Annotated in this window: 11 protein-coding genes; 5 read left to right on the top strand and 6 right to left on the bottom strand. The window is 65.2% G+C overall.

Features of this window, described 5'->3' with window-relative positions:
- The first annotated feature begins 62 nt into the window (after positions 1-62).
- Together BRAD3257_RS11895 and BRAD3257_RS11890 are read left to right on the top strand one after the other, a co-directional pair.
- Entirely contained in the window at positions 63-1673 is a 1611-nt protein-coding gene (locus BRAD3257_RS11895; protein WP_122401987.1) for a phytoene desaturase family protein, read from the top strand.
- 172 nt (positions 1674-1845) lie between these two features.
- Complete coding sequence (locus tag BRAD3257_RS11890; protein WP_122401986.1) at positions 1846-2031, top strand: hypothetical protein; 186 nt, start codon at positions 1846-1848, stop codon at positions 2029-2031.
- Positions 2032-2151: 120 nt separating this feature from the next.
- Here the strand turns inward: BRAD3257_RS11890 and BRAD3257_RS11885 are convergent, their stop codons facing one another.
- Positions 2152-2307 (bottom strand): Flp family type IVb pilin, encoded by a 156-nt coding sequence (locus BRAD3257_RS11885; RefSeq protein ID WP_122406505.1) that lies wholly within the window; start codon positions 2305-2307, stop codon positions 2152-2154.
- A 163-nt stretch (positions 2308-2470) separates the two neighbouring features.
- Between BRAD3257_RS11885 and BRAD3257_RS11880 the strand changes: the two genes are divergently transcribed.
- Positions 2471-3358: a 50S ribosomal protein L11 methyltransferase gene (locus tag BRAD3257_RS11880; protein WP_122401985.1), complete on the top strand. Its 888-nt coding sequence runs from the start codon at positions 2471-2473 to the stop codon at positions 3356-3358.
- Between the two features lie 67 nt (positions 3359-3425).
- On the opposite strand, the gene BRAD3257_RS11875 is transcribed toward BRAD3257_RS11880, so the two are convergent.
- Positions 3426-3605, bottom strand: a complete 180-nt coding sequence (locus tag BRAD3257_RS11875; RefSeq protein WP_122401984.1) for a hypothetical protein — start codon at positions 3603-3605, stop codon at positions 3426-3428.
- Positions 3606-3792: 187 nt separating this feature from the next.
- On the opposite strand from BRAD3257_RS11875, the gene BRAD3257_RS11870 reads away from it, so the two are divergent.
- Together BRAD3257_RS11870 and BRAD3257_RS11865 are read left to right on the top strand one after the other, a co-directional pair.
- Complete coding sequence (locus BRAD3257_RS11870; protein ID WP_122401983.1) at positions 3793-5622, top strand: aminopeptidase P family protein; 1830 nt, start codon at positions 3793-3795, stop codon at positions 5620-5622.
- A gap of 323 nt (positions 5623-5945) precedes the next feature.
- Positions 5946-7223: a multidrug effflux MFS transporter gene (locus BRAD3257_RS11865; protein ID WP_122401982.1), complete on the top strand. Its 1278-nt coding sequence runs from the start codon at positions 5946-5948 to the stop codon at positions 7221-7223.
- A 113-nt stretch (positions 7224-7336) separates the two neighbouring features.
- On the opposite strand, the gene ligA is transcribed toward BRAD3257_RS11865, so the two are convergent.
- The 4 genes from ligA to lpxC form a co-directional block, all read right to left on the bottom strand.
- Positions 7337-9484, bottom strand: coding sequence for an NAD-dependent DNA ligase LigA (gene ligA, locus BRAD3257_RS11860; RefSeq protein ID WP_122401981.1), 2148 nt, complete (start codon positions 9482-9484; stop codon positions 7337-7339).
- A gap of 178 nt (positions 9485-9662) precedes the next feature.
- Positions 9663-11336, bottom strand: a complete 1674-nt coding sequence (gene recN / locus BRAD3257_RS11855; RefSeq protein ID WP_122401980.1) for a DNA repair protein RecN — start codon at positions 11334-11336, stop codon at positions 9663-9665.
- A gap of 14 nt (positions 11337-11350) precedes the next feature.
- Positions 11351-12241 (bottom strand): outer membrane protein assembly factor BamD, encoded by an 891-nt coding sequence (locus BRAD3257_RS11850; RefSeq protein ID WP_122401979.1) that lies wholly within the window; start codon positions 12239-12241, stop codon positions 11351-11353.
- Positions 12242-12484: 243 nt separating this feature from the next.
- A complete protein-coding gene (lpxC, locus tag BRAD3257_RS11845; protein ID WP_122401978.1) occupies positions 12485-13447 on the bottom strand; it encodes a UDP-3-O-acyl-N-acetylglucosamine deacetylase in 963 nt (320 codons plus the stop codon).
- Positions 13448-13650: the final 203 nt, after the last annotated feature.

Below are 13650 nucleotides of genomic sequence, written 5' to 3'. Positions count from 1 at the left end.
GTGCGGAGCCCGCAACATAGTTCGATGCTGCGCATCGCCCCGGAAATGACGCCAAGGAAATCATGACCGAAACCGACGTCATCATCATCGGCGCTGGCCATAACGGCCTCACCTGTGCGGCCTATCTCGCGATGGCAGGCCTGCGGGTGCGCGTGGTCGAGCGTCGCAAGGTGGTCGGCGGCGCAGCGGTCACGGAGGAGTTTCACCCCGGTTTTCGCAATTCGGTCGCGGCTTATACCGTGAGCCTGCTCAATCCGCGGGTGATCCGCGATTTGAATCTTGCGGAACAAGGCCTGCGCATCGTCGAACGGCGCGCGCAGAATTTTCTGCCGGCGCCGGATGCCAGCCATCTCCTCACCGGCGAGGGGCGGACGAAAGCCTCGGTGGCGCGGCTCAGCGCGCATGATGCGGAGGCTCTCGACGGCTTCGCGCGCGAGCTGGAAGACATCGCCGACGTGCTCAGGCAATTCGTGTTGCGCGCGCCGCCGAACCTGCTCGAGGGCTTCGGCACGAATGCGATCCGCGAGGCCGTGAACGCGCTGCAGAGCGCCAATATCCTGCGCGGCCTCACGCTGGAACAGAGCCGCAGCCTGCTCGATCTGTTCACCCGTTCGGCCGGCGAAATGCTGGACGAACGTTTCGAACATGATCTGGTCAAGGCGCTGTTCGGCTTCGATGCCATCGTCGGCAACTATGCCAGCCCCTACGCCGCCGGCTCGGCCTATGTGATGCTGCATCACGCCTTCGGCGAGGTGAACGGCAAGAAGGGTGTCTGGGGCCACGCCATCGGCGGCATGGGCGCGATCACGCAGGCGATGGCGCGCGCGGCACGCGAGCGCGGCGTCGTGATCGAAACGGATGCCGGCGTCCGTGAGATCATCGTCGAACGCGACCGCGCCGTCGGCGTCGCGCTGGAGAACGGCGCTAGCATCCGCGCGAAATATATCGCGGCCAACGTCAATCCGAAGCTGCTCTACACGCGACTGATCGCGGCCGACGCTCTCCCTGCGGATTTCCTCGCTCGCATCCGGCACTGGAAGAACGGCTCCGGCACCTTCCGCATGAACGTGGCGCTGGACCGCCTGCCCTCCTTCACGGCGCTGCCGGGCGAAGGCGATCATCTCTCTTCCGGCATCATCCTGGCGCCGACCCTCGACTACATGGACCGCGCCTATCTCGATGCGCGGGCGCAGGGCTGGAGCCGTGAGCCCGTCGTCGAGATGCTGATCCCCTCAACGCTCGACGACACGCTGGCGCCCGCCGGCAAACACGTCGCGAGCCTGTTCTGTCAGCATGTCGCACCAACGCTCCCCGGTGGGAAGTCGTGGGACGACCATCGTGAAGAGGTCGCCGATCTCATGATCGCGACGGTGGATCAATACGCGCCGGGTTTTGCGGCGAGCGTGCTCGGCCGTCAGATCCTGTCACCGCTCGATCTCGAGCGGCAATTCGGTCTGCTGGGAGGCGACATCTTCCACGGCGCGCTGACGCTGAACCAGCTGTTCTCGGCGCGGCCGATGCTGGGCCACGCCGACTATCGCGGGCCGTTGAGGGGCCTCTACCATTGCGGCTCCGGCGCCCACCCCGGCGGTGGCGTCACCGGCGCCCCCGGGCACAACGCCGCCCAGGTGATCCTGCGGGATCACCGGTCCCTGTTCGGAAGCCGTGGATAGGACTGCGGATTAGTTGTGGACAGGCTGTCGAAAGGTCTGTGGCGAAACTGGACGGCTTCTCAGGACAAGCCCGGAACAGGCTGTGGAAAAGACGCGGGACAAGTAAGGTATAAGGCAGGGGATGGCCTCGGAATGAAGAGCGGAGAGGCTGTGGACGTCGGGTAGCGCTCGCATGATCGACGAGAAGAGAAACGCAGAAGATTTCCGCTGGAGCGAGCAAATTGCCGCCTCGATCGTGGATGAATCGCTGGTCGCGAAACTGATTGCGGAAGATCAGGCCGAATGGGCGCGCCAAATAGTCGCCCAAGACATTCACATCCAACTGGTCTCTGGCTTTAGGCCGCCCAATTCGAACTGAGGCATTGCCGGGCATTCCTGCGAGCCCAAACGGCCTCGCCCACCATGGGAATCCCCTGGCGGGCGGTGATCAGAGCAGCCTTGGAAGAAAATAGCTCCCGCTCTGAAATGCCGGCGGAAATTACTTCAAGGAGGTGTTAATCGAAGTGAACTTGTCGTTCATGGTGGTGCCCAGGCCGTTCACCACGGTGATGATCGCCAGGGCGATACCCGCGGCGATCAAGCCGTATTCGATCGCGGTTGCACCGGACTCGTCCGACCAGAACTTCTGAATCATGCGCTTCAAGACTCGCTCCCGTTTCAATCCCAAGCTGTGTCGGGTTTCTTCAACATCCGGAAATGTACGGGAGACAAGCTAGGGGCGGATTAACCGGCGAACCGCAATTTGTCCGGAAAATTGGCAGCAAAAGTTGCAAAAATTGAGCTCAACGGAACCCTGAATGCAGCCTTCCCCCACCCATCGCGCCAGCTTTTCGATCGGCAGTGAGGCCGACGCCAGACGCGTCGTCGACGTGCTCACCGAGGTGTTTTTCGATGGCGATGCGGCGGTCGCCGCCTTCGAGCGGCCGGACGGACAATGGGACGTCACGCTCCACTTCGCTGAGGCGCCGGATCAGGCATGGCTGCGCGAACTCGTTGCAACGTCCGCAGGAAATGAGATCGCCGCGACGCTCGCCTTCGACACGATCGAGGCCAAGGACTGGGTCAAGGCCAGCCTGGAGGATCTCGTCCCGGTCCCGGCCGGGCGCTTCGTCGTGCACGGCAGCCATGACCGTGACCGTGTGGCGCCGAACAAGCTCGCCATCGAGATCGAGGCGGCGCTCGCCTTCGGCACCGGCCATCATGGCACCACGCGCGGCTGTTTACTTCTGCTTGACCATGTCCTGAAGAGTTCCCGGCCGCGCAACGTGCTCGACCTCGGCACCGGGACCGGCGTGCTGGCGATCGCAGCCGCGAAGGCGCTGCATCGCGCAGTGCTGGCCTCCGACATCGATCCGCCCTCGGTGCGGGTGGCGGCTGAGAACGCCTCGCTGAATGAAGTTGGCAATCATGTGCGGGTGATCCGCGCCACGGGCTTTGCCGCGCCGGATTTTGCGCGCGCGGGTCCGTTCGACCTGGTGCTCGCCAACATCCTAGCCAATCCGCTGCGGCAATTGGCGAGCCCGATGGCGCGGCACCTCGCGCCTGGCGCCCGCGTCATCCTCTCCGGCCTGCTGACGCATCAGGCCCCGGCCGTAATCGCCGCCTACCGCGCGCGCGGCCTGGTGCCACTGCGGCATCTGAGGATCGAGGGATGGAGCAGCCTGTTGCTGCGGAAGCTGGGGTAAAACGCCTCCGCGGCGCCGGTGCGCTCCCGTGCCCCGCTTGCGGGGAAAGGTAACGAGCGACGCCGCGCTACTCCGCCGGCTTCTCGTCGCGGCGTATCGCGCGATCGTCCTGCAAAGTGCGCCGCGCGCGCCGCTCGGCGAAACGGTCGATCATCTGGCTGATGAGGCCGCGCGGCTTCTTCGGTACCGCCGCAGTCGGGGCCCGGCGCACCGGCGGCGAAATCTTCTCAAACGTGAACGCTGGCATCGTGTGTCCCCTCGCCGTTGAGATGAACCACCTGCTCGAATTTCCCTGTTATTCGGACGAAGCGCAACTGCCGCATCCTTTGCTCCACTCAATTCGAATGGAACTATTTCAAGCACAGTCCATGCCAGATGCGCCGCAAATGCGTCTACATTGCGGACCGATGCCCATGATCCTAAAGTGATCCACCATGTTCGAAGCACACTTCCAGACATTCGAGGAGCCGGAGGCCGGCGTCGCATTGACGGCACGGCTGGCTGCACTTCGCGAAGAACTCGCCCGTCGCAAGCTGACCGGCTTCGTCGTTCCGCGCGCCGACCAGCAGCAGAACGAATATGTGCCGCCATCGGAAGAGCGGCTGGCCTGGCTGACCGGCTTTACGGGCTCGGCGGGCCTGGCGGTGGTGCTGACGCAGGAAGCCGCGGTGTTCGTCGACGGCCGCTACACGCTTCAGGCCGCCAAGCAGGTCGACGCCAAGGCCTGGGCCGTGGAATCGCTGGTCGACCCACCGCCGGAGAGCTGGGTGTCGGCGCATCTGAAAGCCGGTGACCGCCTTGGATTTGATCCGTGGCTGCACACTTTTTCAGCAGCGGAACGCCTGTCCGCAGCCTGCGCCAAGGCCGGCGCCGAGCTGGTGGCCGTCGACAGCAATCCGATCGACGTGATCTGGCAGGACCGGCCGCGGCCGCCGCTCGCCCCCGTCGCCGTGCACAGCCTCCAACATGCCGGTGTCACTGAAGCGGAAAAGCTGACGCAGATCAGGGCCGAGATCGCCAAGCTCGGCACCGATGCGCTGGTGCTGTCGGACAGTCATGCGGTGGCCTGGACCTTCAACATCCGCGGCGCCGACGTCGCCCATACGCCGCTGCCGTTGTCGTACGCGCTGGTGCCGAAGGACGGCCGCCCCACCATCTTCATCGACCACCGCAAGCTCTCCAACCTCACACGCGACCATCTCGAGCAAGCCGCCGACGTGCGCGAACCGGACGCCATGGCGCCGACGCTGATGGCGCTGGCCAAAAGCGGCGCGGCGATCGCGCTGGACAACGCCACCGCGGCCGACGCACTCAGCCGCCTGATCGCGGGCGCCGGCGGCAAGCCGGTGCGTGGCAACGATCCGGTTGCACTGCTCAAAGCGGTCAAGAACGCGACCGAGATCAATGGCACCAAGACGGCCCATGTGCGCGACGCCGCAGCGCTGGCGCGCTTCCTCGCATGGATCGATCGCGAGGCGCCGAGCGGCAAGCTCACCGAGATCGACGCGGTCGAGGCGCTGGAAACCTTCCGCCGCGACACCGGCGCGCTCAAGGACGTGTCGTTCCCGACCATCTCCGGCACCGGTCCGAACGGCGCCATCGTGCACTACCGCGTCACCCGCAAGAGCAACCGGCGGATCGCACCCGGCGATCTCCTGCTGATCGATTCCGGCGCGCAATATGAGGACGGCACCACCGACGTCACGCGCACCATGGCGGTGGGCGAGCCGACGGACGAGATGCGCGACCGCTTCACCCGCGTGTTGCGCGGCCATATCGCGATCGCGCGCGCCGTCTTTCCGGACGGCACCACGGGCGCGCAACTCGACACGCTGGCGCGACAATATCTCTGGTCCGTGGGCCTTGATTTCGAGCACGGCACCGGCCACGGCGTCGGCAGCTATCTCTCGGTGCACGAAGGGCCCGCGCGAATTTCGAAGCTCGGCACCACGCCGCTGAAGCGCGGCATGATCCTCTCCAACGAGCCCGGCTACTACAAGACCGACGGCTTCGGCATCCGCATCGAGAACCTGGAGCTGGTGGTCGCGGCCGACATCAAGGGCGCCGAAAAGCCGATGAACGCGTTCGAGACGCTGACCTTGGCGCCGATCGACCGCCGGCTGGTCGACGTGGCGATGCTGAGCAAGGACGAACTCGACTGGCTCAATGCCTACCATGCGCGCGTGAAGGCCGAGGTGCGGCCGGCGCTGGACGATGCGACGAGGGCCTGGCTCGATCAGGCGACGGCGGAGTTGAAGGCGTAGTGCGCATGGCGCTACCTGATTTGCGCAACGCTGCTTCCTCACCACAGGTGTCATGCCCCGCCTTGTGCGCAGTTGCGCACTGGGGCGGGGCATCCAGTATTCCAGAGACAGCAAACGCACGCGGAGAAGCCGCGGCGTACTGGATTCCCCGCTTTCGCGGCGAATGACATCGCATTTGCGGCGCAAGCAACGCGCCCAATCGGTCGCCATCGCGCTAATACTATAACCGTCCCAAAATCCGTATAGCCGCATTCCGAAACGCCGATATCCGTCTTGTGTAACGACGCTACAGTCCGATTCGGATTTCGACGAGACGGACACTTATGCACGGCATGATCAGCGGGCCGCCGGAAGCGGCCACGAAGACCATCGCGACCTCGCGCGCGGTGCTGCTGCTGCTGGTCGTCATGACCGGGATCGCGCCGATCTCGCTCTACATGCTGGTTCCGGCGCTGCCGGTGCTGGCGACGAATTTCGGCAGCGACATCTCGATCGCGCAGATGACGGTCTCGCTCTACATGGTCGGCATCGCGCTGTCGCAGCTGATCATGGGTCCGCTGTCGGACCGGTTCGGACGGCGTCCGGTGCTGCTCGGAGGACTGGCGCTGATGGTGGCGGCCAGCATCGGCTGCATCCTCGCGCAAAACCTGCCGCAGCTGATCGCAGCACGCTTCTTCCAGGCGCTGGGCGGCGCCGCCGGTATGGTGGTGAGCCGCGCCATCATCCGCGACATCTATGAGCGCGATCGCGTCGCCTCGATGATCAGCCTCGTGGTCGCGGCGCTGATGATCGGACAGATGGTCTCGCCGCTCACCGGCGGCCTGATCGAGACCGCGTTCGGCTGGCGCGCGATCTTCTACGCCATCACGATCGGTGCGATTATTGTCGCCGTCGGGATTGGGGTGGCGCTGCCCGAGACGCGCCGCACCCGCGGCGTCGGCAGCAGCTTTCGCCGCGACGTCGGCATGCTGATCACGAACCGCGCCTTCGTCGGTTACGTGATGTGCCAGGTGCTGGCCTCGCAGATCATTTTCACCTTCGCCGGCGGCGGGCCCTACATCGTGGTGACGCAGATGGGACGGAGCAGCGCCGAATACGGCGCGTGGTTCGCCACGACGGGTTTTGCGTATCTCGTCGGCAACCTGCTCTGCGTGCGATTTGCGCCCAGGCACTCGCTGGAAAGGCTCATTTGGCTCGGGCTTGGCCTGCAGCTTTGCGGCAGCCTCCTGAACCTGCTCTGGAGCGTGACTGGCTGGAACGAGGCCCCAAGCTGGCTTTTCGGCACGCAGATAATCGTGATGGTCGGCAATGCCTTCGTGATGGCGAATTCCGCAGCCGGAGCGATCAGCATCCGCCCCGAAGCGGCGGGCACCGCCTCAGGCGCGATGGGCTTCCTGCAGCAGGGCATTGGCGCGCTGATGTCGCAATTCGGCGCCTATCTCGGCGGCCACTCCGCAACGACGCTGCCCCTCACCTCCGCGGTCCTCGCGATCTCGCTGCTCTGTGCGTGCACAATGATCTTCGTCGTGCCGCGCCGCGAGGTCGTGGTGAGTGAGGAATTGATCGAGCAGGCGGAGGAGGAAGAGACGGGGATGATGTGACGAGCGGCCGCCGCCCTCTTCCGTCATTGCGAGCGCAGCGAAGCAAATCCAGACTGTCGTCGCGGAAGGATTCTGGATTGCTTCGCTGCGCTCGCAATGAGGAAAGAAAACCTTCACTCCCCGATCAGCTTCAGCCACTCGTCCTCGGTCAGCACCTTGACGCCGTGCTTGTTGGCTTCGGCGAGCTTCGAGCCCGCGCCGGGGCCGGCGACCACCAGATCGGTCTTCTTCGAAACCGAGCCCGACACCTTGGCCCCTAACCGCTCAGCTGTCGCTTTGGCTTCATCCCGCGTCATCTTCTCCAGCGAGCCTGTGAACACCACGGTCTTGCCGGCGACGGCCGAGTTGCTCTTCGGCTTCTCGGCGTCGACGATCTCGACCTCACTGGTCAGCCGTTCGACGATGCCGCGGTTGTGGCTCTCGCCGAAATAATCGGCGATGCTCTTGATCACGGTGTCACCGATCTGATCGAGCGCGTCCATGTCCGCAATCGCCTCCTCGTCGCCGCGAGCGACCTTGAGGCAAGCGTCGTGGAAGGCGTCCCACGAGCCGTAGCCGCGCGCCAGCGCCAGCGCCGTGGTCTCGCCGACATGGCGCATGCCGAGCGCATAGATGAAGCGCTCCAGCGCGATTTTTCGCCGGTTCTCGATGGCGCCGAACAGGTTGCGCACCGAGGTCGCGCCGTAGCCCTCGACCTCCTCGAGCTTGAGCTTCGCGTTGCGCTGCTCCAGCGTGAAGATGTCGGCGGGCTCCTTCACCCATCCCTCGTCGAAGAAATACTGGAGCTGCTTCTCGCCAAGGCCGTCGATGTCGAAGGCCCGCCGCGACACGAACAGCTTGAGGTGCTCGATCTTCTGGTAGGGACAGGCGAACTCGCCGGTGCAGCGGGCGCGCGAGCCCTCCTCGCCCGTCGCGGTCTCCTCGCGCACGACGTCGGTGTGCAGCGGACACGGGCACTTCTTCGGGAAGTGGAACTCCTTTGCGGTCTTCGGCCGCTTGTCGAGGACGACGTCGACCACCTGCGGGATGACGTCGCCGGCGCGCTGGATCACGACGGTGTCGCCGATCCTGATGTCGCGCCCCTCGCGCAGCACCTCGCCCTTGTTGCCGATGCCCTTGATGTAGTCCTCGTTGTGCAGCGTGACGTTCTGCACGATCACGCCGCCGACGCCGACCGGCTCGAGCTTGCCGACCGGCGTGAACGAGCCGGTGCGGCCGACCTGGATCTCGATGTCGCGCAGCACCGTCATGGCACGCTCCGCCGGGAATTTGTGCGCGATGCCCCAGCGCGGCGTGCGCGAGACGAAGCCGAGCCGCTCCTGCCAGTCGATGCGGTCGACCTTGTAGACGACGCCGTCGATGTCGTAGTCGAGCCGTGCGCGCTGCTCCTCGATCGCATGATGAAACGCGAGCAGCTCCTCGACGGAGTGACAGAGCTTGGTCAGTGGATTGGTCTTGAAGCCGCAGCGCTCGAACCAGCCGATCATGCCGCTCTGCGTATCCTCCGGCATCGCACTCATCTGCCCCCAGGCATAGGCGAAGAAGCCGAGGGGACGGGAGGCGGTGATGGTCGCGTCCTTCTGCCGGAGCGAGCCGGCGGCCGAATTGCGCGGATTGGCGAAGATGGTGCCGCCTTCCGCCTTCTGCCGCTCGTTGAGCGCGAGGAACGCCTTCTTGGTCATGTAGACCTCGCCGCGTACCTCGCAGATATCGGGGACGTTGCGGCTCTTCAGCTTCTGCGGAACGTCTTCGAGCGTGCGGATGTTGGCGGTGACGTCCTCGCCGACCGCGCCGTCGCCGCGCGTCGCGGCGGTGACGAGCTCGCCGCCCTCGTAGCGCAGCGACATCGAGAGACCATCGATCTTCGGCTCGGCGGAGAAATCGACCTTGTCGTCGTCGAGCTTCAGGAACCGGACGATGCGCCCAACGAAATCACGCACGTCCTCTTCCGCAAAGGCATTGTCGAGCGACAGCATGGGCAGGGAATGCCGGACTTTCTTGAAGCGGCCTGACGGCGCGGCGCCGACCTTCTGCGAGGGCGAATCCGCGGTGACGAATTCGGGGAAGCGCTTCTCGATGGCATTGAGGCGCTGACGCAGCGCGTCATATTCGGCGTCGGTGACGCTGGGCGCGTCCTCCTGATAGTATCGCTCGTTGTGCCCCTCGATCTCGAGCGACAGCCGCATATGCTCGACCTTGGCCTGCGCCTTGGTGAGGTCGGCGAGGTCGCGAAGCGGTTTCGATTTTGCTGCTCTGGCCATGGTGCTTGGATACGACGGAGCGGGCGGGAGGGTAAAGGCTTGTGGAAATCTCGTGCCCCGGATGCAGCGCAGCGCCTCTTCAGCGATGCGCTGCTGAGCCGGGGCCCATGCGGCGGGAGCTCTGGGTCCCGGCTCTGCGGAGCAGCGCTACGCGCTGCGCCGCGTCCGGGAAACGACTCTAAGCCGTCGCCGCCTTCAGCAATCGTTCCGCCGCTGCCCTCGCCTCGGCGGTGATCTCGGCACCGGCGAGCATGCGGGCGATTTCCTCGCGGCGGTGGTCGGCGGCGAGCGCATTGACGCGGGTGGCGACGCGCTTGCCCTTGTCGAGGGCGTCCTTGGAGATCAGGAGGTGCTGGTCGGCGCGGGCGGCGACCTGTGGGGCGTGGGTCACGGCCATGACCTGGACCTTACCGGCGAGCCGCGCCAGGCGCCCGCCGATGGCGTCCGCGACCGCACCGCCGACGCCGGTATCGATCTCGTCGAACACCAGGGTCGGCGCCGAACCGCGGTCGGACAGCACGACCTTGAGCGCCAACAGGAAGCGCGACAGCTCGCCGCCGGAGGCGACCTTCATCAGCGGACCCGGCTTGGTGCCCGGGTTGGTCTGCACCCAGAACTCGACGCGATCGAAACCTTGCGGCCCCGGTGCGGCTTCGTCCGTCTCGACCTGGGTTATGAATTTTGCGCGTTCGAGCTTGAGCGGCGCGAGCTCGGCATTGACGGCCTTGTTGAGCTTCTCCGCCGATTTCTGCCGCGCCAGCGACAGCTTCCTGGCGGCGGCCGCATAACGGCTATCTGCCTCGATCGCCGCCTGCTCCAGCTTCTTCAGGCGCGAGGCGCCGGCGTCGATCAGAACGACGTCCGCGGCATATTTGGCGGCCAGCGCGGCGAGCCCGTCGACCGGCGTCGAATATTTGCGCGAGGCGGCGCGGAGCGCGAACAGCCGCTCCTCGATGCGCTCGAGCTCGGCTGGATCGAAATCGGTTGCGGCCAGCGCTGCCTGGAGATGCTGGTCGGCTTCCTCCAGCGCGTTGATCGCCGCGTCGATCGCCTTCACCGCGGGCTCGACCAGCGCCGGCGAGTTGACGCCGCGGCGCTCCAGCCGGCGCACCGCCGCCGACAGGGCGGCGACCGGCGAATGATTGCCGCCGACCGCTTCCTGCGCCTCGCGCAGGTCAGAGGCGATCTTCTCGCCCTGCATCATGGTGGTGCGGCGCGAGGCCAGCGCGGTCTCCTCGCCCTCCTTGGGCGCAAGCTGCTTCAGCTCGTCGGAGGCGTGGCGCAGATAATCGGCCTCGCGTGCGGCACGCTCCATGGCAGCGCGATGCTCCTCCAGCGCGGTGTTGGCGCTGCGGCGCTCGTCCCAGAGCGCTTCAACCGCCGCGACGTCCTTTTCGAGGCCGGCAAAGGCGTCGAGCAGGCGGCGGTGGGTGGCGGCATCGACCAGCGCGCGCTCGTCGTGCTGACCGTGGATCTCGACCAGGGCGGTGCCGACCGCCTTCAGCGTCTGCACGCTGATCGACTGATCGTTGATGAAGGCGCGGGTGCGGCCGTCGGCAAGCTGCACGCGGCGCAAGATCATCTCGCCGGTATCGTCGAGGCCGTTCTCGGCCAGAATCTTGGCCGCCGGGTGATTTTTCGGGACATCGAACACGGCGGTGACCTGCCCCTGCTCCGCACCGTGGCGCACGAGGCCGGCATCGCCGCGGCCGCCGAGCGCCAGCGCAAAAGCATCGAGCAGGATGGATTTGCCTGCACCGGTCTCGCCGGTCAAAACCGCGAGGCCGGAGGCGAATTCGATATCGAGCCGTTCGATCAGGACGATGTCACGGATCGACAGACGCGCCAGCATGGAACCCCAATTTCCTAGCCGAGACCCATTTTCTTGAAGGTCTTGCTGATCCAGGACCCCTGATTCTCGCTCGGCTCGAGACCGCCGGATTTTACAAGATTATAGGCGTCCTTGTACCAGCGGCTGTCAGGAAAATTGTGACCAAGCACGGCCGCCGCGGTCTGTGCCTCGCCGACGATGCCGATCGCCATATAGGCTTCGGTCAACCGGTACAGCGCCTCCTCGACATGGCGGGTGGTCTGGTACTGCGTGACGACGGCCTTGTAGCGGTTGATCGCGGCCGTGTAGTCGCGCTTCTGGGCGTAGTAGCGGCCGACATTCATCTCCTTGCCGGCGAGTTGGTCGCGCGCACCCTCGATCTTGGCCTTGGCCGAAGTCGCATATTCCGAGTTCGGATATTTGCGCACCACCTCTTCCAGCGCGGCGATCGCCTTTTCGGTACGGGACTGGTCGCGGCTGATATCCGGAATCTGGTCGTAATGGGAGGCGGCGATCAGGTATTGCGCATAGGCCGCGTCCGGACTGCCGGGATGCAGCGTGACATAGCGCGTGGCGGCACCGATGCAGCCGTCATAGTCGCCGCCCTGGTAGGACGCATAGGCCGACATCAGCAGCGATTTACGGGCCCAGTCGGAATAAGGATGCTGGCGGTCGACCTCCTCGAACTTCTTGTTCGCCGCCTTCATGTCCTTCTTCTCGTTCATGAGGTACAGGCCCTCATTGTAGATCTTGTCAGCGGGCTCCTCGACGAAGGTGTCGTCCTTGGCGGTGAATTTGTCCCAGAGCGAGCCGGTGCCGCAGCCGGCGAGCGGCAGCGCGAGCATGATGAAAGTGACGGCCTGAAGCAGCCCACGGGCTCGCGACGAGACCGAGAAATATCCGCGCGTCATACGCTGTGCCGACATGAGTTTAAGACCTGACGCCCTGTGATGCGGTGTCCGCCAGCCCACGACCCCCGTCATGGGCGCGAAATGTGCCGTGGTGCCTGCCATGCGACCACGCCGATGTATCCGAAAAACGATCGTAACGAACCGGATAGGCAGGCATTTCGCCCGGATTAAGGCGAACCTGCCCCAATGCTAGCCGATCATGCTTACCAGGAGTTTCCCAGGGAAGCCGCCAGCCATACGCGGGAGCGACAGGTCGCTTCAGGACACATCCGGTCCGAATGCCGCGGCGATCCGGCCACCGACGATGCCGCGACCGACTTCGCCGACGGGACGCGTGGTGCGACGCGCAGCCTCGCCCTCGACCACCCGCCAGGCGGTCCGGTCGGCGAGCAGCGCGGTCAGGACTGCGTGGTTGAGCTTGTGGCCGCCACGCACCGAGCGATAGGCACCAAGCAGCGGCAGCCCGGCCAGCGAGAGGTCGCCGATCACATCCAGCACCTTGTGACGGGCGCATTCATCGGCGTAGCGCAAGCCCTCGGTATTGAGCAGCCGCTCGTCATCGAACACGACGGTGTTATCGAAGGAGGCGCCGAGGGCATAGCCGGCGCTCCAGAGCCGCGCGACATCGCCCATCAGGCCGAAAGTCCGGGCCCTCCCGACTTCGCGGCGGAAGCCTTCCGGATTGAGGTCGAAGGCGTAAGCCTGCTGGCCGATGACGGGATTGGTGAAGTCGATCTCGACCTCGACGCGGAAACCGCTGGCGTGGGGCCTGATCTCGCCGAAGGAGTCGCCGATCTTGACCGAGATCGGCTTCAAAACCTGAATGAAGCGGCGCTGCGCGGGCTGGGTGACGATGCCGGCCTGGTCGATTGCCGCAATGAAGGCCGCAGCGCTGCCGTCCATGATCGGTACTTCGGGACCGTCGATCTCGATGGTGGCGTTGTCGACGCCCATGCCCCGCAGCGCTGCGAGCACGTGCTCGGCAGTGGACACCAGCGGGCCATCGTGGTCCCCGAGAACAGTGGCAAAGTCGGTCGCGATCACCTGCTCGGCGGTCGCCTGAACTTCGCGGTCACTTCCGTCAAGGCCGGTGCGGACAAAAATGAAACCCGCGTCCACGGGCGCAGGCCCAAGCGTGAGAGTGACGGGAAGACCGGAATGAACGCCCACGCCTGCCACAGAGGCTTGCGCACGAAGCGTTGTTTGCCGGCTAAACTTCATCAGGAATCCGCCCCACTACGACCCACTGCGACTTATACGAGACCCGCTTGGCCGGCGAGTGCCGACAGTTGCGAATCTCCGTATCCCCAAGTCACGGCGAACCATAGTTGCTGCCTCAAACAGCGCCAACTCACGCTTTTTTACCGATTGTTACCCCAAACCTGCCGTATTCGCGCCAAGGCTTAACCAAATTGCACCGAGGT

It is taken from the genome of Bradyrhizobium vignae, from assembly GCF_900324035.1.
GTDB classification, from domain to species: domain Bacteria; phylum Pseudomonadota; class Alphaproteobacteria; order Rhizobiales; family Xanthobacteraceae; genus Bradyrhizobium; species Bradyrhizobium vignae.
This window is presented reverse-complemented; position numbering and strand designations above follow the sequence as displayed.

Coding starts and splice junctions, on each gene's coding strand:
- BRAD3257_RS11880 (WP_122401985.1), top strand. CDS start 2,471: ATGCAGCCTTCCCCCACCCATCGCGCCAGCTTTTCGATCGGCAGTGAG.
- BRAD3257_RS11865 (WP_122401982.1), top strand. CDS start 5,946: ATGCACGGCATGATCAGCGGGCCGCCGGAAGCGGCCACGAAGACCATC.
- recN (WP_122401980.1), bottom strand. CDS start 11,336: ATGCTGGCGCGTCTGTCGATCCGTGACATCGTCCTGATCGAACGGCTC.
- ligA (WP_122401981.1), bottom strand. CDS start 9,484: ATGGCCAGAGCAGCAAAATCGAAACCGCTTCGCGACCTCGCCGACCTC.
- BRAD3257_RS11875 (WP_122401984.1), bottom strand. CDS start 3,605: ATGCCAGCGTTCACGTTTGAGAAGATTTCGCCGCCGGTGCGCCGGGCC.
- BRAD3257_RS11870 (WP_122401983.1), top strand. CDS start 3,793: ATGTTCGAAGCACACTTCCAGACATTCGAGGAGCCGGAGGCCGGCGTC.
- BRAD3257_RS11895 (WP_122401987.1), top strand. CDS start 63: ATGACCGAAACCGACGTCATCATCATCGGCGCTGGCCATAACGGCCTC.
- BRAD3257_RS11850 (WP_122401979.1), bottom strand. CDS start 12,241: ATGTCGGCACAGCGTATGACGCGCGGATATTTCTCGGTCTCGTCGCGA.
- BRAD3257_RS11890 (WP_122401986.1), top strand. CDS start 1,846: ATGATCGACGAGAAGAGAAACGCAGAAGATTTCCGCTGGAGCGAGCAA.
- BRAD3257_RS11885 (WP_122406505.1), bottom strand. CDS start 2,307: ATGATTCAGAAGTTCTGGTCGGACGAGTCCGGTGCAACCGCGATCGAA.
- lpxC (WP_122401978.1), bottom strand. CDS start 13,447: ATGAAGTTTAGCCGGCAAACAACGCTTCGTGCGCAAGCCTCTGTGGCA.